Origin of the sequence: Mycolicibacter virginiensis (assembly GCF_022374935.2) — a bacterium.
In the GTDB taxonomy this organism is placed as follows: Bacteria; Actinomycetota; Actinomycetes; order Mycobacteriales; family Mycobacteriaceae; genus Mycobacterium; species Mycobacterium virginiense.
Genome location: NZ_CP092430.2, coordinates 3,865,363 through 3,884,116, shown reverse-complemented (window position 1 = coordinate 3,884,116; position 18,754 = coordinate 3,865,363). Strand labels below are relative to the sequence as shown.

The 18,754-nt window shown below is 67.4% G+C and carries 18 protein-coding genes and 2 pseudogenes; 11 read left to right on the top strand and 9 right to left on the bottom strand.

Annotated features, from left to right (window positions below):
- The first annotated feature begins 39 nt into the window (after positions 1 to 39).
- From secY to MJO54_RS18845, 7 genes are all read left to right on the top strand, one after another.
- The gene (gene secY, locus MJO54_RS18875; RefSeq protein ID WP_064888766.1) at positions 40 to 1,371 is read left to right on the top strand and encodes a preprotein translocase subunit SecY; all 1,332 of its coding nucleotides are present in this window, start codon (positions 40 to 42) and stop codon (positions 1,369 to 1,371) included.
- Positions 1,368 to 1,919: an adenylate kinase gene (locus MJO54_RS18870; protein WP_046286857.1), complete on the top strand. Its 552-nt coding sequence runs from the start codon at positions 1,368 to 1,370 to the stop codon at positions 1,917 to 1,919. Before secY ends, MJO54_RS18870 begins: the two co-directional genes overlap by 4 nt.
- Complete coding sequence (map, locus tag MJO54_RS18865; protein ID WP_046286858.1) at positions 1,919 to 2,722, top strand: type I methionyl aminopeptidase; 804 nt, start codon at positions 1,919 to 1,921, stop codon at positions 2,720 to 2,722. Before MJO54_RS18870 ends, map begins: the two co-directional genes overlap by 1 nt.
- A 62-nt stretch (positions 2,723 to 2,784) precedes the next feature.
- Positions 2,785 to 3,990, top strand: a complete 1,206-nt coding sequence (locus tag MJO54_RS18860) for an FAD-dependent oxidoreductase (RefSeq protein WP_240175320.1) — start codon at positions 2,785 to 2,787, stop codon at positions 3,988 to 3,990.
- A gap of 103 nt (positions 3,991 to 4,093) precedes the next feature.
- On the top strand, positions 4,094 to 4,684 hold the full coding sequence (locus MJO54_RS18855) for a DUF4389 domain-containing protein (RefSeq protein WP_240176002.1): 591 nt from the start codon (positions 4,094 to 4,096) through the stop codon (positions 4,682 to 4,684).
- Positions 4,671 to 5,354, top strand: a complete 684-nt coding sequence (locus tag MJO54_RS18850) for a class I SAM-dependent methyltransferase (RefSeq protein WP_240175319.1) — start codon at positions 4,671 to 4,673, stop codon at positions 5,352 to 5,354. Before MJO54_RS18855 ends, MJO54_RS18850 begins: the two co-directional genes overlap by 14 nt.
- Positions 5,351 to 5,845, top strand: coding sequence for a hypothetical protein (locus MJO54_RS18845; protein WP_240175318.1), 495 nt, complete (start codon positions 5,351 to 5,353; stop codon positions 5,843 to 5,845). Before MJO54_RS18850 ends, MJO54_RS18845 begins: the two co-directional genes overlap by 4 nt.
- A 15-nt stretch (positions 5,846 to 5,860) precedes the next feature.
- Here MJO54_RS18845 and MJO54_RS18840 read toward each other — a convergent pair whose 3' ends face one another.
- The 3 genes and pseudogenes from MJO54_RS18840 to MJO54_RS18830 all read right to left on the bottom strand — a co-directional run bounded on the left by MJO54_RS18840 (position 5,861) and on the right by MJO54_RS18830 (position 9,934).
- Entirely contained in the window at positions 5,861 to 8,359 is a 2,499-nt protein-coding gene (locus MJO54_RS18840; RefSeq protein WP_240175317.1) for an ABC transporter permease, read from the bottom strand.
- Positions 8,360 to 8,499: 140 nt separating this feature from the next.
- Positions 8,500 to 9,174, bottom strand: a pseudogene (locus MJO54_RS18835) (ABC transporter ATP-binding protein); the annotation flags it as partial.
- A 151-nt stretch (positions 9,175 to 9,325) separates the two neighbouring features.
- Positions 9,326 to 9,934 carry a TetR/AcrR family transcriptional regulator gene (locus MJO54_RS18830; protein ID WP_046284759.1) on the bottom strand — a complete coding sequence of 203 codons (609 nt, stop codon included), beginning with the start codon at positions 9,932 to 9,934 and terminating at the stop codon, positions 9,326 to 9,328.
- Between the two features lie 154 nt (positions 9,935 to 10,088).
- On the opposite strand from MJO54_RS18830, the pseudogene MJO54_RS18825 reads away from it, so the two are divergent.
- Positions 10,089 to 10,268, top strand: a pseudogene (locus tag MJO54_RS18825) (sigma factor-like helix-turn-helix DNA-binding protein); the annotation flags it as partial.
- Between the two features lie 8 nt (positions 10,269 to 10,276).
- On the opposite strand, the gene MJO54_RS18820 reads toward MJO54_RS18825, so the two are convergent.
- Positions 10,277 to 11,329, bottom strand: coding sequence for a type III polyketide synthase (locus MJO54_RS18820; protein WP_240175316.1), 1,053 nt, complete (start codon positions 11,327 to 11,329; stop codon positions 10,277 to 10,279).
- 150 nt (positions 11,330 to 11,479) lie between these two features.
- Between MJO54_RS18820 and MJO54_RS18815 the strand changes: the two genes are divergently transcribed.
- The gene (locus MJO54_RS18815) at positions 11,480 to 11,998 is read left to right on the top strand and encodes a MarR family winged helix-turn-helix transcriptional regulator (protein ID WP_046284760.1); all 519 of its coding nucleotides are present in this window, start codon (positions 11,480 to 11,482) and stop codon (positions 11,996 to 11,998) included.
- 67 nt (positions 11,999 to 12,065) lie between these two features.
- Here MJO54_RS18815 and MJO54_RS18810 read toward each other — a convergent pair whose 3' ends face one another.
- Positions 12,066 to 13,277, bottom strand: a complete 1,212-nt coding sequence (locus tag MJO54_RS18810; RefSeq protein ID WP_046284781.1) for a GAF domain-containing sensor histidine kinase — start codon at positions 13,275 to 13,277, stop codon at positions 12,066 to 12,068.
- A 44-nt stretch (positions 13,278 to 13,321) separates the two neighbouring features.
- A complete protein-coding gene (locus MJO54_RS18805; RefSeq protein ID WP_046284761.1) occupies positions 13,322 to 13,972 on the bottom strand; it encodes a response regulator in 651 nt (216 codons plus the stop codon).
- A 120-nt stretch (positions 13,973 to 14,092) separates the two neighbouring features.
- Between MJO54_RS18805 and MJO54_RS18800 the strand changes: the two genes are divergently transcribed.
- The gene (locus MJO54_RS18800; protein WP_064888771.1) at positions 14,093 to 14,626 is read left to right on the top strand and encodes an HAD family hydrolase; all 534 of its coding nucleotides are present in this window, start codon (positions 14,093 to 14,095) and stop codon (positions 14,624 to 14,626) included.
- A 71-nt stretch (positions 14,627 to 14,697) separates the two neighbouring features.
- Positions 14,698 to 15,354, top strand: a complete 657-nt coding sequence (locus tag MJO54_RS18795; RefSeq protein ID WP_240175315.1) for a L,D-transpeptidase family protein — start codon at positions 14,698 to 14,700, stop codon at positions 15,352 to 15,354.
- A 16-nt stretch (positions 15,355 to 15,370) separates the two neighbouring features.
- Here the strand turns inward: MJO54_RS18795 and MJO54_RS18790 are convergent, their stop codons facing one another.
- From MJO54_RS18790 to MJO54_RS18780, 3 genes are read right to left on the bottom strand one after another with little or no spacing between them, the layout of a single operon-like run.
- Positions 15,371 to 16,621, bottom strand: coding sequence for an HNH endonuclease signature motif containing protein (locus MJO54_RS18790; RefSeq protein ID WP_240175314.1), 1,251 nt, complete (start codon positions 16,619 to 16,621; stop codon positions 15,371 to 15,373).
- Between the two features lie 58 nt (positions 16,622 to 16,679).
- Positions 16,680 to 17,555 carry a 3-hydroxyisobutyrate dehydrogenase gene (gene mmsB, locus MJO54_RS18785; RefSeq protein ID WP_240175313.1) on the bottom strand — a complete coding sequence of 292 codons (876 nt, stop codon included), beginning with the start codon at positions 17,553 to 17,555 and terminating at the stop codon, positions 16,680 to 16,682.
- Positions 17,556 to 17,590: 35 nt separating this feature from the next.
- The gene (locus tag MJO54_RS18780) at positions 17,591 to 18,754 is read right to left on the bottom strand and encodes an isobutyryl-CoA dehydrogenase (protein ID WP_064888957.1); all 1,164 of its coding nucleotides are present in this window, start codon (positions 18,752 to 18,754) and stop codon (positions 17,591 to 17,593) included.

The window sequence follows — 18,754 nt, the reverse complement described above, 5'->3', positions numbered from 1 at the left end:
AACGCCGCGACCGGACCTCGGCTGCGCAGGAGGAGAAGAGTGTTCTCGGCTTTCATCTCATCACTGCGGACGGTCGACCTGAGGCGCAAGATCTTGTTCGCGCTGGGCATCATCGTGGTGTACCGCCTGGGAGCCGCGATCCCGTCGCCCGGCGTCGACTACCAGAACGTGCAGCAGTGCATCAAGGAAGTCAGCGGCGGCGACGCCGCGCAGGTGTACTCACTGATCAACCTGTTCTCCGGCGGCGCACTGCTGCAGCTGACGGTGTTTGCCATCGGCGTGATGCCTTACATCACCGCCAGCATCATCGTGCAGTTGCTCACCGTGGTGATCCCGCGCTTCGAGGAATTGCGTAAAGAAGGCCAGTCCGGCCAGAACAAGATGACGCAGTACACCCGTTATCTGACGGTTGCGCTGGCTGTTCTGCAGGCCACCAGCATCGTGGCGCTGGCCGCCAACGGCGGATTGCTGCAGACCTGCAGCCTGCGCCACGACATCATCTCCGACCACAGCATCTTCACCCTGATCGTGATCGTGCTGGTGATGACCTCCGGCGCGGTGCTGGTGATGTGGCTCGGTGAGCTCATCACCGAGCGCGGCATCGGCAACGGCATGTCGCTGCTGATCTTCGTCGGTATCGCCGCCCGCATTCCGATCGAGGGCAAGACCATCCTCGACTCCCGCGGCGCCGTGGTGTTCACCATGGTCTGCCTGGCGGCGCTGGCCATCGTCGTCGGCGTGGTCTTCGTGGAGCAGGGCCAGCGCCGTATCCCGGTGCAGTACGCCAAGCGCATGGTGGGCCGGCGCATGTACGGCGGTACCTCGACGTACCTGCCGCTGAAGGTCAACCAGGCCGGCGTTATCCCGGTCATCTTCGCCTCATCGCTGATCTACATTCCGCAGCTGATCACCCAGCTGGTCCACAGTGGCAGCGGCGGCCCGGGCAACAGCTGGTGGGACAAGTTCGTCAGCACCTACCTGTCTGACCCGTCCAACTTCGTCTACATCGCGCTGTACTTCGGGCTGATCATCTTCTTCACGTACTTCTATGTGTCGATCACGTTCAACCCCGACGAGCGGGCCGACGAGATGAAGAAGTTCGGCGGCTTCATTCCGGGCATCCGGCCGGGACGCCCGACGGCGGACTACCTGCGCTATGTGCTCAGCCGGATCACGCTGCCTGGCTCGATCTACCTTGGCGTCATCTCGGTGCTGCCCAACCTGTTCCTGCACATGGGCAGTTCGGGCACCGTTCAGAACCTGCCCTTCGGCGGCACCGCGGTGCTGATCATGATCGGCGTCGGTCTGGACACGGTGAAGCAGATCGAGAGCCAGCTCATGCAGCGCAACTACGAAGGGTTCCTCAAGTGAGAGTCGTACTGCTGGGACCGCCCGGAGCCGGCAAGGGCACCCAGGCGGCGAAGCTGGCGGAGAAGCTGGGCGTCCCGCAGATCTCCACCGGCGATCTGTTCCGCCACAACATCGCCGAGGGCACCGAGCTGGGCAAGCAGGCCAAGCAGTACCTCGATGCCGGAGACCTGGTGCCGCCGGAGCTCACCAACGCGCTGGTCGACGACCGGCTCGACCAGCCCGACGCCGCCAACGGGTTCATCCTGGACGGCTACCCGCGTTCGGTAGAGCAGGCCGAGGCACTGCACACCATGCTGGAGCGCCGCCAGACCAAGCTGGACGCAGTGCTCGAGTTCCGGGTCACCGAGAGCGAACTGCTCAAGCGGCTCAAGGAACGTGGCCGCGCCGACGACACCGCCGACGTCATCCACAACCGCATGATGGTCTACCGCGAGGAGACCACGCCGTTGTTGGACTACTACCAGGACGAGCACGACCTGCACGTGGTGGACGCGCTCGGCACGCTCGATGAGGTGTTCACCCGCGCCCTGAACGCCTTGGGACAGTAGTGGTCGGGTGGGCGAAGCGGCGCAAAGCGGTGCCGCATCGCAGCCCCGGTGAGCTCGACGCGATGGCTGCGGCGGGCGCTGTCGTCGCCGCCGCACTGGCCGCAGTGCGCGAAGCGGCGGCGGTCGGCGTCTCGACTCTGCAGCTGGACGAAATCGCCGAATCGGTGATCCGGGACGCGGGTGCCACGCCCTCGTTCCTGGGCTACCACGGCTTCCCGGCCTCGATCTGCAGCTCGGTCAACGACCGGGTGGTGCACGGCATCCCCACGGCGGACGAGGTGCTGGCGGCCGGCGACCTGGTGTCCATCGACTGCGGCGCGATCCTGGACGGCTGGCACGGCGACGCCGCGGTCACCTTCGGGATCGAGACGCTGAGTGTCGCCGACGAAAACCTGTCCGCGGCGACCCGGCAGGCGATGGAGGCCGGCATCGCGGCGATGGTGGTGGGCAACCGACTCAGCGACGTGTCACACGCCATCGAGATGGGCGCCCGGGCCGCGTCGACTCAGTTCAAGCGCTCGTTCGGCATCGTTGCCGGTTACGGCGGCCACGGTATCGGCCGCCAGATGCACATGGACCCCTTCCTGCCCAACGAGGGATCGCCGGGCCGCGGCCCGCTGCTGGTGGCTGGCTCGGTGCTGGCCATCGAGCCGATGCTGACCCTGGGCACCGACCAGACCGTGATCCTTGAAGACGAGTGGACTGTCGTCACCGCCGATGGGTCACGCGCCGCGCACTGGGAGCACAGCGTCGCGGTGACCGAGGACGGGCCCAGAATTCTGACCAGCCCGGCCGCCGGCTGACCCCATAGGGGAATGAACCAAACTCCCGGCTGAACCGTGTCACCACGGTGAAGGTGCGAGCCTTGAACGCGGCCTTGCGTGTCCTTGTGGTCGGCGCGGGTGTGGCGGGGATTTCCCTTGCTCGCGGTCTGCTGCGCGACGGCCACGACGTCATCGTTTTCGAGCAGCGGCCAGACCTTCAGGCCGGCGGCGGCGCCGTGACCATTTGGTCCAACGGCGCGACGGTGCTGGGGCAGCTGGGCGTGGACATGGCCGGAGCCGGGCAGTCGTTGTCTGCGGTCCAGGTGACGACGTCCACCGGCCGCGCGCTGGCCACCCTCGACATGACCGCGATGGCACGCGGGCTGGGTGCACCGGTTCGGATGGTCCCGCGCCGGGTGCTGCTGGAACGCCTGCTGGATGACTTTCCGGCCGAGCGCATTCGGTGCAATGCCCGCGCGGTGGGCGTGAGCGGTACCGACGGCGAGGTGCGCGTCGATTTCGACGACGGCAGCTCGGTCCGCGGCGATCTGTTGATCGGTGCCGACGGGCTGCATTCGATGGTGCGAGATCTCACCGACGCCCCACCTGCCAAACCGACCGGTTGGAGTAGCTGGCAGGGACTGGTCAGCCTCCCGGACCTTGTCGTCGACAAACGGGTGGCGCTGATGATCGTCGGCAAGCACGGGAACCTTGGACTGTGGCCGGCCGGTGGCCCCGAGCTGCAGTGGTGGTTCGACCTGCCGTGGTCAGCGGACTTCGTTCGCCCGGCATCCCCGATCGACATGATCCGTCAACAGTTTTCCGGCTGGTCCGCTCCGGTGGATCGCGTGCTGGCGGCCTTGACCGACGACGACCTGGCCGGCTCGCCCTACCCGCATTTTCGCCACCCGGTTCCCGGTGCAGGCAGGGGTGTGGTCACCCTGATCGGCGACGCGTCGCACACCATGCCGCCCACCATGGCGCAGGGAACCAACCAGGCCCTGCTCGACAGCATGGTGCTGTGCAAGGCGCTGGCTGATCTGCCGCCGGCGCCCTCGCCTGATGATCTGGCGCGCGCGTTGCGCTGGTATGAGAACACGCGCCGCCGCAAAGTGGCGGCGGTGTCGCGGGTAACGGCGCTGCAGCTGTCGCACAGCGAGCTGGTGCTGCGACCGGCGGCGTTCATCCCGGACCGATTGCACACCTGGGGGATGACCATGTTTCTGCGCTCGGTCAGCCACCGCCGGATGTCGGCTGAGATCAGCCGCACCCTCGGGCTGGCCGATATCAGTCCCATCGCCGGCTAGCCAACAGATCGCAGCCGTAAAGGAGGGCAGACCGATGTCGCTTCCCGCGCGTGAAGATGTGTCCGTTCGTCTCGTCTCGCCGGCACCGGCGGATCCGGTACGGGTGCGCGGTGAATTCGACAACCCCTCGCGCTGGCTCTGGCTGTTCAAATGGTGCGTGCTGGCCACCCCGCACTACCCGATTCTGATCCTGCTGTATCTGTCCTACCTTCCGCTGACTTTCGTTGCCGGAGTAGCGATTCTGATCACCGGTCGCTATCCGCGCCCGATCTTCGACTTCAATGTGGGTGTGCTGCGCTGGTCGTGGCGGGTCATGAACTACCGGTTTCCGATGAACAGCACCGACCGATACCCGCCGTTCACGCTGGCGTCTCGGCCCGACTATCCGGCCGACCTGCACGTTGACTACCCCGAACGGCTCGAGCGCCGGGCGGTGCTGGTCAAATGGTGGTTGTTGGGGTTGCCGCAGATCCTGATGTGTTGGGCGCTGGAACCCGCGTTGCAGTTGCTGTGCGTGATCACAGCGGTGACGTTATTGATCACCGGCACGATCCCGGTCGGCATGTCGGACCTGTTGTTGGGCATCGTTCGTTGGCGCTATCGGGTAGCGGTGTACGTCTCTTTGATGCGTGATGAGTATCCGCCTTTCCGGCTGGATCAGGGCGAGCTGTGGGCGACCGATGTCACCACGTAACCCGTTGTTCCCGTATGTGTATCGACTCGGAATGCCGTTCTTCGACCGGCTGTTCTATCGCCGGTACCGGCGTACGGCCATGAGCTACGCGATGGGACGGCTGTTGATGATCGGACTCGGTCCCGGAGCGGATCTGATGTTTCTGCCCTCGGCGGTGACGTCGGTCGCGGCCGTCGAGCCGGAGCCCGCGATGCGCCGGATGGCCGCCGCCGTCGCGCGCCGTCGCGGCGTCCCGGTGGATATCGTCGACGGAGTTGGTGAGTCGATTCCCTTCCCGGACAACAGTTTCGATTCGGTACACGTCGGTCTCGTGCTGTGCTCGGTCGATGACGTCGATGCCACCCTCGGCGAGATTCGCCGGGTGCTGGCCCCCGGCGGGCGGCTGGTGGTACTCGAGCATGTCCGCGGTGAGGGCGCGATGGGCCGATTCCAGGATCTGATCGCGAGGCCGTGGGCGTGGCTGGCGTCCGGCTGCCGGCCGAACCGCCGGACGCTGGACGCCATCGCCGCAGCAGGATTCGACACCACCGCGCTGACCAGCATTCGCCGTACTCCGGTGCCGCCGCCGTGCACACCGCAGCTGCAGGGGTTCGCCACCGTGGTGGGTGAACCGCCGAGCAGTCGTGAACGTGGGCTAGGTAACGTCGAAAGATTGGAGTTCCCACCATGAGTAGAACAGTTGTCCGCCGCCGCCGGGCGGCGATAGGTGCCGGCGCTTTCTTAGTCGCTGGGCTCGCCCCGTGGGCGATCAGCAGCCCGGCCCATGCAGACGGGGGCGGTCGCAGTGTGGGCGCCGACTCCTGGCTCTTCGGTGATGTCGGAGATCCGGGTGCTGCGCTGTCCACGGTGGTCGACGATCCGGACTTCATCAGTCACACTACCGATTTCGGGTTGTTCACCCTCACCTCTGCGGGCGACCCCGACGACGACAATTATGTTGCGGTGGTTCTACAAACCCCGCTGTTCACCGACATTCTGACGTCTGGGACCGACCCGGAGGACAATCTGGGATTCGGGGCCGCGAGCATCGGGGTGGCCGGGGAGACGGTCAACACGTTCATGGTTCCGGACAACCCGGACCTGGACTTTACGTTCTCGTTGCCGTTCACTGATCCGTTCGCGGCGCTGTTCATTGACCTCATTGAGCTCGGTCTCGTCTGAGGACGTTATGCCACCCTATTCGCTGGACACCGCGTCGATGATGTTGAGCCGGGCGGCTCGTCGTGCGGGCGGCACCGAGCCGAGCAGGCTGATCGCCACCGCGCCCACGGCGTAGGCCGGTGCCGCCGCGCTCGGTTGGAACGTGACGGTGAAATTCATGATCTCGGCGCTGACCAGACTGTAGAGCCACTGATCGGTCAGGCCGATCGCCAGCCCAGCCAGGCCGCCGATCACACCGATGCCGGCCGCTTCGGCCAGCACCATCTGCACGGTGAAGCGGCGATTGGCGCCGATCGCCCGCAGCACACCGATCTCGCGGCGACGTTCGAGCACCGAGAGCGTCAACGTGGTGAACAAGGCAACCGCGGCGACGAACACCACGATGAGCAGTACCGCGTTGGCGATCACCATGCTCTGACGCAGCGGCGCTTCGAGGCCCGCCAGAGCGGTGCGACCGTCGTAGACGTAGTTCGGCTCGGGGACCACTCGGCGAATGTCGGTGCGCAGCTGGGCCGTATCGACCCCGTCGGCGGCGGTCACCTGCAGTGTGGTCACCGCCGGGCGATCGAACCAGGCGCGTAGTTGGTCGAGCCCGATCCCGACGGTGCCGATGACCGTCGAGAAGTACGGCACCAGCGCCAGCACCGCCGCCTGCCGAGGGCCGCGTGGTGTCTGCAGGTGCAGCTCGTCGCCAACCCGTACGCCCAGGGTGGTGCCCAGGTTCTGCGACAGCACCACGCCCCGGCCGTCGAGCACGTCGCGGCGCGTCTGGTCACCGAGTGCGCGAAACAGCGGATCGGCCGACCCGGGGGAGAATCCGTCGAGCATTACCCGGGTGCCACCGATCACCGCAAATCCGTAGGCGCCCGGGCTGACCCGGTCGACCCCCGGTACCGCTGCCACGCGACCTTCCAGGCCCTGCGGCAGCGCGTCGGTGGGAAAGCTGTCCGGAGCGTTCGCGCTGACCCATACGTCGACTCCCGCGACGGGCGCGAAGATGGCGCGCGCCGAGGAGATCATGTCGTTGTCGGTGCCGGTGATCACCACGGTGGTGACCACGGCGATCAGTACGGTCATCACGGTGGCCCACACCCGCCGCGGCGCACGCTCGATCGTCGCGGCCCCGACCGCGCCGACCGTGCCGAAGGTCCGGGCCGCGGCGGCGGCCGCGGCGACCAGGGACGCGGTGAGGGCAAAGCCAAGGGTGATCTCGGCGCAGAACACCGCGATCATCGCCGCCAGGGAGGTGACGCCGCGGTGGCCCACGATGATGAACAACGACACCGTGATCACCGCGATGGCCACGAACCCGGTCACGGTCCGCAGCCGGCGTGGGACGGTGTCGGCGGCGGAAGCCCCGACCGGCGCCAGCGCCTCGATCGGCGACACCTTGTAGACCTGCCGCGCCGCCATGGCCGCCGCAGTCACGCTGCTGAGCACCGTCGCGGCTATCGCGACCGGCAGGGCGTAGCCGGGCAGCCAGTACTCGACCCGGGCTTCGAGTCCCTGCGTGATGGCCGGCGGAAGTCGGCGGATAGCCAAGTGGCCCAAGAATATTCCTAAGACCGCGCCAAGGGCTCCGCCCAGCACCCCGAGGGTCGCGGCTTCACCGATCAGGTCCGTGACGATGGTGGAGCGGCGGCCCCCGATCGCGCGCAGGGTCGAGATGGCCGGGCGGCGTTGGGCGATCGCCATGGTCATGGTGGTGTAGACCAGAAACGCGCCGACCACCAACGCAACCGTCGCACCCATCAGTGCCATGTAGTTCATCAGCTTGACGCCGTCGCCGGCGCGAGTGGCGCGCATCCGTGGTTCGGCGACGATCGCTCGCCCGTTGACGGCGGAGGTCACCGCGGTGCGTACCGCGGCGGCGTCCGTGCCCGGCTTGGTGGTGATCAGTATCGAATCGAGCTGGCCGAGTCGGCCGGTGATGTTCTGCGCCAAGGAAAGTGGGGCCAGCACATAGTTGCCGCCGTTGAGATCGGCGAGATGCTTGCCGGTGAGTACCTGCGTCACCGTGACCCAGGTCGTGCCCAGCCGGAATCCGTCACCTTTGCCATGGCCCACTCCGGGCCCGACCTGCACGCCGCTCGGTGTCGCCGATGGCCCCGTCGGCGGATGAGCCAGCGCGTCGGCCAACGCGCCGGCCAGGGCGACGCTGCTGGCATCCGCGCCGAACAGCAGCATTGTCCCGGTAGCCGTCGGGGTGGTCGCCCGGATCAGCGGCGCCGCGGTCGCGACGCCGGGAACCCGGGCCACCTCGGCTGCCAGCGAGTCGGGAAATCCGGCATCGGTGACGCCGGACACCTCGAGCGTGGCGATCCCGGCGATCCCGTCGGAGAGCCGGTTGACCGAACCGGTGATCGACCCGAAGATACCCAGCACGGCAACCAGATACATCGCCGAGACGGCCATGACGGTGACCGAGGCGAGGGTACGCCGCCGGTGTACGGCCAATTCGCGCAGGCTGAACAGCCGAAGTCGGCTCGCGGTGGCGGCGATCGCCGAGATCATCGCCGGACCGTTGCCCGTTCGTGGCGTGGCGACCCGTTGCGGTCCTGGGGCGGCGACCCGTCCCCCGCAAGCGGGAGGTGCCCCCAGCGCCCGGCTTCGCCGCGCTTGCGATCGCCGGAGTCCTGGCGCGGCGACCCGCGGTCTGATCCCACCCGGCCGTCCTGCAGGCTGATCACCCGGTCGGTAGCCGCCGCGGCGTCGCGGTCATGGGTCACCATCACCACCATCCGGGAGCGGCCGCCCTCGTGGGCCACCTCGGAAAGCAGCCGCAAAATCGCAGCGCCCGTTGCGGAGTCGAGGTTTCCGGTGGGTTCGTCGGCGAGAATCAGCGACGGATCCATCATCAGGGCCCGCGCTATGGCGACGCGCTGCAATTGGCCGCCGGACAGCTCCGCCGGACGGTGCTCCACCCGGTTGCCGAGCCCGACCCGCTCCAGCAAACCGATCGCATCGTGCTTGACCCTGTCCAGTCGGCTGCCATCGAGGAGCTTCGGAACGGCTACGTTCTCCCACGCCGACAGGGTTGGCAGCAGGTTGAAGAACTGAAAGACGAACCCCACCCGGTGCCGACGAAACTCCGACGCCTGCTCGTCTGTGAGCCGGCCGATCTCGGCGCCGTCGAAGATGATCGATCCGCTGTCGGGGGAGTCCAGTGCCCCGAGCAGGTGCAGCAGCGTGCTCTTGCCCGCCCCCGACGGCCCGACGATCGATATGAACTGGCCGCCGCTGAGATGCAGGTTGATCCGGTCGAGTGCGCGCACCCGTTGCCCGCCGATCTGGTACTCGCGGACGACGTCGCGCAGTTCGATGGTCAGCTCGCGCAGGCGCGACTGATCCCGATGAAGACGAAGATCGGTGTGCAAGGGCGTCACTCCCTATCCACGGTTTCTGATCTTTGACACGCATGGCGGCGCTGTGCGGTTCAGCGTGGGTGTCCGGTCATCGGGAAAATGCACCGACGGACCGCTAAGGCGTCGCGGCGTCGAACAGCGCACGCAGGGTGGTGTGAATCTGGCGGACGGCGTCGTCGATGCTGCCCATCGGCTGCAGCATATGGCTCAGCGTCAACCGGACGTCGACCTCGACGATCGAATTCAGCTGCCGTTCGACGGCGTCCGGCAGGTCGTAGCACGATCGGACCGCGGCCGCCATGGCCTCGATCGCACCGGCCAGGATTGGCGTCGGCCCCACGGTCAGCAGCGGAGTCAGGCTTGCTTCGGCGTTGTTCTCGCGGGTCAACGTCGCGGTGACCAGGGGATCGTCGGAGGCTGCGCGCAGCGTGAAGGCGGCGCCGGCGGCCAGACCGGCAGCGACGTCGTCGGGGTGGGACTGGATCGCTGTGATCACCCCGGTGATGAATCGGGTGGTCTCGCGCTGAACCAGGGCCTCGCCCAGCGCCTGCTTCGCGCCGATCTCTTTGTAGAGCACCTGCCGGCTGATGCCGACTGTGGCGGCGATGCGCGACATGTTCACCGCTTGCCAGCCCTCGGCGCAGACCAGCGCGTGGGCCGCGTCGAGGATCCGGTTGTGCAGCATCTGCCGGACCTCGGCCTGAAAATTCGGCACGGCTGGCATGCCCCAAAGGATAGCCGACAAAAAAGTAGATATGTCCTAGCAGATACATCTATGATGTAGTTGTATCGGTCCATACAAGGGATGGCTAGGTGTACCGGGTCGGAGGCGGAACGGGATGGTGCCATCGTCGGGAAGTGCGGACCAGCTCAAAGGCGCGCTGACCCAGTTGTCGGGCCGGTACCGCGCGGTGATCTACCGGTCCTACTACCTCGGCTGGACGACGGCGCAGATCGCCGCGGATCTCGGCATCGATGACGACACCGTCAAAGGCGACCTGCACGACGCGCTGTGCGCATTGCGGGCCGGTCTCCCGACAGTCGGAATCAACCGCTGAAGCGTGGGCTACCAGCCAAGCAGCACGAGTTCGGAGCAGAATCCCGGCCCCATCGCGACCATCAGCCCGAACGAGCCCGGCGGCGGCGGATCGGCCATAGTGGACCGCAGCACGTCAAGTACCGAGGCCGATGACAGATTCCCGTTCTCGCGCAACGACGTTCGGGTTCGATCCAGCGCGTCGGCAGGCAGCTCCAACACGTCCTGGACCGCCTCGATAACCTTCGGCCCACCAGGATGGCAGACATAGGTCGACACGTCATCGGAGGTCATCCCGCAGTCGGCCAGGAAGTTGCGAACATCCTCGGCCAGATACTTCTCGACGACGGTGGCGACCTCGACCGACAGCTTGATCCGGAACCCGCTGGTGCCGATATCCCAGCCCATCACGTCCTGGGTGTCAGGGTAGAGCCGGCTGCGGGTAGCCAATACTTTCGGCGCGTTCGGTCGGACCGGGCGCCGATTCGCCCCGGTCGCGACCACGGCTGCCGCGCCGTCACCGAACAGGCTCGCCGCCACGAAATTCGCCATCGAACGGTCGTCGCGCTGAACGGTCAGCGAGCACAGTTCGACCGCGAGCAACGCCGCCACGTGGTCGGGGTAGGCGCGCAGATAGTCGTACATCCGGGCCACCCCGGCCGCGCCCGCAACGCAGCCCAAGCCGAACAGCGGGATGCGCTTGACGTCGGGCCGCAGCCCCACCCGGGCCGCCAGCCTGGCCTCCAATGTCGGTACGGCAAGCCCGGTCACCGTCGTCGACACCACCACGTCGACATCGGCCGGCTTGACCTTAGCGGCATCGAGGGCCGCCAGCAGCGCCTGCTCACCGAGGTCGAGGGCGACGTCGATGAAGGTGTTGTTCGCCTCGGTAAAACCGCTCAGCTCGGCGTAGCGCGGCAACGGCAACGCCAGATGCCGCGACGCGACGCCGCTGGCATCGAAGAACCGCCGAAACTCGGGGCCGGCGAAGTCGCCCAGCGCTTGGGCCGCTTCGTCTTGGCTGTATCGGTTCGGTGGGAATTCAACGGCTACCGCGGCAAGCGAAGGCGAAGAGGGGGTCATGTCGGTGTCACGTTGTCGAGTGCCCAACGGTTCAATTCCGCTACCGCGCTGACCCTTCCGACCTCTGCCTTCGCCTTCCGCGACTGGCGTCGTGGTGGCAATTGCCGCACACCGACGTGACGGCACCGCGCGGTGCGGTAAGAAAAGGGCGTGGCAGCTTCCAGTTCCTCCGGCGATCTCGCCCCAGCCGACCCGATCGCGCTGGCCCGCGCCAACTGGGAGCGCGCCGGTTGGGGTGAGGTCGCCGACGGAATGGTGGCGGTGACGTCGGTGATGCGCGCCCACCAGATCCTGCTGGCGCGGGTGGAGGCGACCCTGCGGCCCTACGACTTGAGCTTCTCCCGATTCGAACTGCTGCGGCTACTGGCGTTCAGTCGCTCCGGGCAGTTGCCGATCACTAAGGCCTCCGACCGGCTGCAGGTGCACGTCACCAGCGTCACGCACGCGATCCGACGGTTGGAGGCGGCCGGCTTGGTCGAGCGGCTGCCGCACCCCACCGACGGCCGCACCACGCTGGTCTCGATCACCGACCTGGGTCGCGCCACCGTTGCGGACGCCACGGTCAGCCTCAACCGGGAGGTGTTCGCCGATGTCGGTATGTCGGTGCAGGAATCGCGGATGCTGTCCTCGGCGATCGAGACGTTGCGGCGCAACGCCGGAGATTTTTGATGCCGAGCAGTCGTGAAAGCCCCCGATTGCGACCCGGATTGGGGGCTTTCGCGACTGCTCGCCGGAGTCAGTGCCCCCCAGCTCGCGCGGCGGGGGACGGGATCGGGATGGTGGCGGTGACGGCGGTGCCCGCCCCGGGACGCGACCGGATGTTGAGTCGGCCACCGACCAGCTCGGCGCGCTCGGCCATCGACAGCACCCCGTAGCCGCCCATCTCGTCGCCGCCCACCGGGTGCTCGAAAGTGTCGAAACCCACCCCGTCGTCGACGATCTCCAGCCGTGCCGTGTCGGGGTCGGCGGTGATCGCGAATCCCAGCCGCACCGTCGTCGCGGCCGCGTGTTTGACCACGTTCTGCAGGCCCTCCTGCGCGATCCGGTACAGCGCCAGCTCGATGTGCTCGGGCAGCCGGGTCTCGGCCAGGTCCAACTCAATCGTGAGTTGCGGGATCGACCGGGCGAGGCTGGCCAGGCCACCGGACAGGCCCAGATCGTCGAGCACCGGTGGCCGTAACCCGCTGATCGCCACCCGGGTCTCCTGCAGGGTCAGCCCGGCGAGTTCACGAGCGGCCTCCAACTGCGCCGACGCCTCGTCCGGGTCGTTGCCGACCGCGCGGGCGGCGGCATCCAGCCGGTAGGACAGCGTCACCAGCCGCTGGGAGATGCCGTCGTGGATGTCGCCGGCCAACCGGCGCCGCTCGATCTCCTGGGCCTCGATCACCTGCTCGACGAAGAGTTCGTGGGCACGTTCGCGCGCAACCAGCTGCCGGTGCAGCCGGGCCTGGTGCATGGCACCGGCAATGAGCCGGCCGATCACCCGCAGCAGTTCGACGTCGCCGGGGGTGAACTCGCGGCGCGTCACGGTGTGCACGTTGAGCACACCCACCAACCCGCCCGGGTCGGTCTCCATCGGCACCGACACCATCGAGGTGAAGTCACGCCCACGCAGCGACTCGATCGGCAGGTAGCGCGGATCGGCCTCCTTGTTGTCGCTGATCACCACCGGCTCGCGGTGTCGCGCCACCCAGCCCGACACCCCCGACCCCAGCGGCAGCCGGATCTTGCCCACCTCGGTGTCGAACGGTGGGGTCGCACCGGTCAGCGTCAGGGAACGCTCGGTGTCGTCGAGGACGTGCACGAAGCAGACGTCGGTGCCGGTGGCCGCGGTGATCATCCGGGCCGCCGCGGCGGCCAGCGGTTCCACTCCGGGCCCGCTGGAGGCGGCCTGGATGAGCTCCCGCAGCAGTGCCAGCTCGTGGTTGGCGTCGACGAAGTCCCGCACCGCCGTGGTCTTGCGGGGGCGCGAGCGCGGCCCGCTGTTGGAGCTCACCGGTAGATGCCTTCGCGCAGCGCGGTGGCCACCGCCCCGGTCCGGTCGGACACCCCGAGCTTGCGGTAGATCGAGCGGAGATGGGATTTGACCGTCTCGTCGCCGATCACCAGCTTGGTGGCGATCCCGCGGTTGGACAGCCCGCTGACCATGTAGGCCAGGATCTCACTTTCCCGCTGGGTAAGCCCCTGACGGGCGCCGGGCCAGAACTCGTCGCGTTGCAGTCGTGCGGCGGTGCCCGCCGCGCGCGCTGCCAGTCCGGGATCGATCACCGTCTCACCGCGGTGGGCCAACTCGATCTGATGCACCAGGTCGTCGCTGCTGATGCTCTTGAGCAGGTAACCCGTCGCGCCGACGCGCAGCGCCTCGAACAGGTACTGCTCGTCGTCGTAGACCGAGAGCATCACGACCTTGCGGTCAGGGTCGCGTTCCCGCAGCGCCAGGCAGAGGTCCAAGCCGCTCTCACCGCGCATCCGCACATCGCACAACACGACGTCGGGGTCGGTTTCGGCGATCACGGCGATGGCTTGTTCGGCGTTGACCGCCTGGCCGACCACTTCGATCCGGTCGGCGAACGCGGTGAGCATGGCGCGCAGGCCCTCGATCACCATCTCGTGGTCGTCGACGAGGACCAGGCGCACGGGCATAGCAAGACAATAGGGCCCCGCGACGCTGGGACCGCTGAATGAACCCCGGCGGTGATTACCCCACCCAGATCCCCCCAATGGGGGAGGACACCCGCTCCCGCTTCCGGCACGGTGTCTGTTATGCAGATCACAACTGAACTCGCGACATGGACCGGTCCGGGCCGCCCGTTCTGGTGGGACCAGGCGCACCCGGATGCCGAGGTTTACCCCCTACAAGCGGTGATCTTCGATCTCGACGCGCTCGCCGACGCCGACGGCGAGCCCCGCTCGGGCCTGGTGGACCTGGTGTTGAGCCTGTTCGCCACCGGTCTGTGGATCGCGGTGGTCGGCGCTGGCCCGCGTGCGTGGGTGCAGGAGCGGGTGCGGGAACTGATCGGCGACGGCATGGCCGAGACCGTGGTGAGCGCAGACGACCTGACCGGACCCGCCGGGGATGCCGAGCTCTACCGGCTGGCGCTGTGGGAGCTGGGCATTGTGGCCGGGGAGGCGCTGGTGATCGCCGGCTACGAGTCCGGGGCCCGTACCGCGGCCGCGATCGGACTGCCGGTGATCTACGCGGGTTCCAGCCGTTACGACGGACTGCTGGCCAACGGTTGCCGGGAGTTGCAGGCGCAGCGGGTGGTCGCCCGGTTCAGCTGTCGCGAAGCAGTTTGATCTCGGCGCTGGTTACGCCGCGCCGCAATCATTGTTTGACGCTGACGGCTCCGGTCATCGACCATGCTGTGGTGCGTCGACTGGTGGTTCTTGTGTGCGCAGCGCTATGCGCGATGGGCGTGAATTCGGTGACCGCGCCGCTGGCCGTGGCGGTCGTCGAACCGTGGTTCGCCGAAGCGGTCGGTAACGCCACCCAGGTGGTGTCGGTTGTCGGAGTGGGTCATTCGACCGCAAAGATCGATGTCTATCAGCGGACTGCCGCGGGCTGGGAGGCGGTTGCGGCCGGGATTCCGGCACATGTCGGCTCGGCGGGAATCACGCGAGAGACCAAGGAAGGCGAGCCGTCGACCCCAATGGGGTTTTACACGCTCGATTCGGCGTTCGGCACCGCGCCGAATCCTGGCGGTGGGCTGCCGTATGTGCAGGTCGGATCCGACCACTGGTGGGATAGCGACTCGGGCAGTCCGACCTACAACACCATGCAGGTCTGCAAAAAAGCCCAGTGTCCGTTCAACACGGCGGCCAGCGAGAACCTCAATATCCCGCAGTACCGGCACGCGGTGGCCATCGGCGTCAACAAAACCCGCACACCCGGTGACGGCTCCGCCTACTTCTTTCACACCACCGACGGCGGGCCGACGGCGGGCTGTGTGGCGATCGATGACGCCACGCTGGTGAAGATCATCGGCTGGCTGCGGCCCGGCGCGGTGATGGCAATCGCGAAGTAGGCCGTAGTACAGCAGGTCAGTTGGTGCTCGGTGGTGCTTGGGGTTGGAAGGGTTGGTACCACCACCAGTCGGCGCGTTCGCCGGTCGGTCCGGGACAGGGTGCGACCGCGGGTGCGGGGGTGCGTGGCGGGCGGGCCAGTGATCCGGACTGCAGTTGTCGGCCGTCTGCGTCGTTGACGATGAGATGGTCGGCCAGCCCGGTGATCGTGATGATGCCTCGGTGATGCAGCCGGTGGTGATAGGGGCAGACCAGCACCAGGTTGCTCAGTTCGGTTTCGCCGCCGTCTTCCCAGTGCCGGATGTGGTGGGCGTGCAGGCCGCGGGTGGCGCCGCAGCCGGGAACAGCGCAGGTGGCGTGGCGGTGTTCGAGGGCGCGGCGCAGTCGACGGCTGATGGTGCGGGTCGATCGACCGCATCCGATCACTTCACCGGCACGCTCGAACCACACTTCGCAGGTGGCGTCACAGGTCAGGTACTGCCGCTCGGATTCAGGCAGTAACGGGCCCAGATGCAAGGCGCCGATCTGCTGTTGGACATCAAGATGCACCACCACCGTGGTGCGCTGACCGTGCGGTCGTCGGCGCACCTCGGCGTCCCAGCCCGTCTCGACCAGCGACAGGAACGCATCGATCTGGGTCGGCATCGGGGGAGTGTTGTCGGGCTTGGCGCTGCTGCTGTCGCGGTCGTGGCTCCACGCGGCGATCAGGGCGTCGAGATGCGATTGCAGTGCGGCGTCGAGAATCGCTGATTCGTTGTGCGGCAAGGCGATACGCCAGACGTCGAGTTCGGTATTGGACGTCTTGGTGATCGCCGGCCGCGGGTCGGGCGGCGGGCCGGGTTCGGGGCGCGGTTCCAACTTCACCGCGGTGCGCAGCTGGCTGACCGTGGCAACAACGGCCAATTGCGCGTAGTGCTCGTCGGATCCGTCGGCGGCTCGCTGAGCGATCGCGCCGACCTGGTCCAGGGAGAAGCGGCCTTCCCGCATTCCTTGGGCGCAGCGGGGAAACGCTTCGAGTCGGTGCGCCACCGTCGCGATCGTGTGCGCGTTGCCCGGCGAGGTCCCGGTCTTCCAGGCCACCAGTGCGGCGACTGAGCGTGCCCCGGTAGTGCCCCACAGCTGATCACGTTCGATCTCGGCGACGATTTCGACAACGCGTCCATCGATCGCGTTGCGCTGACCGGTCAACTCCGACAACTCCTCGAACAGCACCTCGAGACGCTGGTCAGGACGCGCTTTGACGCCCGTTGAGGTCGCGGTCGCGGACATGCCATCAGCATGGCAGGAGGGTCTGACAAGTATCGTGATCGTGCGCGCCGGCGGGCGCTCAGCTGCCGCGCAGCAGATTGATCACCGCGCTGAAGTCCTGCGCGCCGTGTTCGGCGGCGAAGTCGCGGTAGATCGCAGCGGCGTGGCTGCCGAGCGGGGCAGCCGACCCGGTCGAGGCAACCGCATCCATCGCCAGCCCGAGGTCCTTGTTCATCAGCGCGGTGGCAAAACCCGGCTCGAAATTCCGGTTCGCCGGGGAGGTCGGCACCGGGCCCGGGACGGGGCAGTTGGTGTGCAGTGCCCAGCAGTTTCCGGTGGCGCCGGTCATCACGTCGAAGAGGGCTTGGTCGGCCAGTCCCAGTTTTTCGGCCAGCACGAACGCCTCGGCGACCGCCACCTGCTGCACGGCCAGCACCATGTTGTTGCAGACCTTGGCGGCCTGGCCGGCGCCCGCCGCACCGCAGTGGATGATCTTGGCGGCCATCGGTTCCAGCACCGGGGTGGCCCGTGCCACGGCGGCATCCTCGCCGCCGACCATGAACGCCAGGCGCCCGGCGACCGCACCGGTCACTCCGCCGGACACCGGTGCATCCAATTGGGCGAACCCGTGCGAGCCGGCCAGGGCGTGCACCTCGCGGGCGTCGGCTACCGAGATGGTGGAGCTGTCGATGAACAGGGTGTCGGGGGAGGCCGCGGGCAGGATCTCGGCGTAGCAGCTCTTCACTGCGTCCCCGTGCGGAAGCATCGTCACCACCGTGTCGGCACCGGCCACCGCCTCGGCGGCGCTGGCGTGGATGCTCACGCCGTGTTGCTCGGCGGCCGCGGTGGCTGCCGGCACCGGGTCGAAGCCGCGCACGGTGTGCCCGGCGGCGACCAGGTTTGCCGACATCGGCCCACCCATGTGGCCCAGACCGAGAAACGCGACGATTGCCATATATGTGCTCCTAAGTGGGCCTCGAATGCCGGGGGTTACTGGCCGGACCGGACGCGGGCCGCCTCGGCCCGGCCGATCACCAACCGCATGATCTCGTTGGTGCCCTCCAGAATGCGGTGCACCCGAAGATCGCGGACGATTTTCTCCAGACCGTATTCGCGCAGATACCCATACCCGCCGTGCAGTTGCAGTGCCTTGTCGGCGACATCGAAGCACGCGTCGGTGACGTAGCGCTTGGCCATCGCGCACAACTCCACCTTGTCGGGGGAGTTGTTGTCGAGCGCAGTCGCCGCGCGCCACAGCAGCAGTCGTGAAGTCTCCAGCGCGGTGGCCATGTCGGCCAGGGTGAACCGGATCGTCGGTTCGTCCAGCAGTGCCTTGCCGAATGCCGTCCGGTCGGCCAGGTAGCTGCCGGTCTTGTCGAACGCTGCCTGTCCGCCGCCCATCGAGCAGGCGGCGATGTTGATCCGGCCGCCGTTGAGGCCGTTCATCGCGATGGCAAAACCGTTGCCATCTCCGTCCGGACCGCCGAGCATCGCCTCGGCCGGCACCCGCACGCCCTCGAAGATCACCTGCGCGGTCGGTTGGGAGTTCCAGCCCATCTTCTGCTCGGCGGCGCCGAAACTCAGCCCCGGCGCGTCCTTTTCGACGATGAACGTGGAAATGCCACGCGGGCCGTCGCTGCCCGTTCGGGCCATCACCACATAGACGTCGGAGACCCCGGCGCCGGAGATGAACTGTTTGACCCCGTCGAGCACGTAGTCGTCACCCGAGCGCACCGCACGGGTGCTCAGTGCGCTGGCATCCGAGCCCGCGCCGGGCTCGGTCAGGCAGTAACTGGCCACCGCATCCATCGACGCCAGCCGCGGCACCCAGCTCTTGCGCTGGTCTTCGGTGCCGTAGCTGTCGATCATCCAGGCGCACATGTTGTGGATCGACAGGTAGGCCGCGATCACCGGGTCGGCGATCGAGAGCTGCTCGAAGATCCGCACCCCGTCCAGGCGGCGTAGTCCGGAGCCGCCCACGTCGTCGCGGCAGTAAATCGCCGCCATCCCCAACTGAGCGGCCTCCCGCATCACGTCGACCGGAAAGTGGTGGGTGGCATCCCATTCCAGGGCGTAAGGGGCCAGGCGCTTGTCGGCGAACGCCGCCGCGGTGTCGACGATCACCCGTTCTTCATCATCCAAGATGGTGTTCAT

What these genes read in the sequence shown, in the direction of transcription:
- MJO54_RS18830 (WP_046284759.1), bottom strand. Translation starts at nt 9,934, where the DNA reads ATGCCAGCCGTGCCGAATTTTCAGGCCGAGGTCCGGCAGATGCTGCAC.
- mmsB (WP_240175313.1), bottom strand. Translation starts at nt 17,555, where the DNA reads ATGGCAATCGTCGCGTTTCTCGGTCTGGGCCACATGGGTGGGCCGATG.
- MJO54_RS18805 (WP_046284761.1), bottom strand. Translation starts at nt 13,972, where the DNA reads ATGCCCGTGCGCCTGGTCCTCGTCGACGACCACGAGATGGTGATCGAG.
- MJO54_RS18780 (WP_064888957.1), bottom strand. Translation starts at nt 18,754, where the DNA reads ATGAACACCATCTTGGATGATGAAGAACGGGTGATCGTCGACACCGCG.
- MJO54_RS18845 (WP_240175318.1), top strand. Translation starts at nt 5,351, where the DNA reads ATGAGTAGAACAGTTGTCCGCCGCCGCCGGGCGGCGATAGGTGCCGGC.
- MJO54_RS18820 (WP_240175316.1), bottom strand. Translation starts at nt 11,329, where the DNA reads ATGACCCCCTCTTCGCCTTCGCTTGCCGCGGTAGCCGTTGAATTCCCA.
- MJO54_RS18850 (WP_240175319.1), top strand. Translation starts at nt 4,671, where the DNA reads ATGTCACCACGTAACCCGTTGTTCCCGTATGTGTATCGACTCGGAATG.
- MJO54_RS18800 (WP_064888771.1), top strand. Translation starts at nt 14,093, where the DNA reads ATGCAGATCACAACTGAACTCGCGACATGGACCGGTCCGGGCCGCCCG.
- MJO54_RS18840 (WP_240175317.1), bottom strand. Translation starts at nt 8,359, where the DNA reads ATGATCTCGGCGATCGCCGCCACCGCGAGCCGACTTCGGCTGTTCAGC.
- MJO54_RS18790 (WP_240175314.1), bottom strand. Translation starts at nt 16,621, where the DNA reads ATGTCCGCGACCGCGACCTCAACGGGCGTCAAAGCGCGTCCTGACCAG.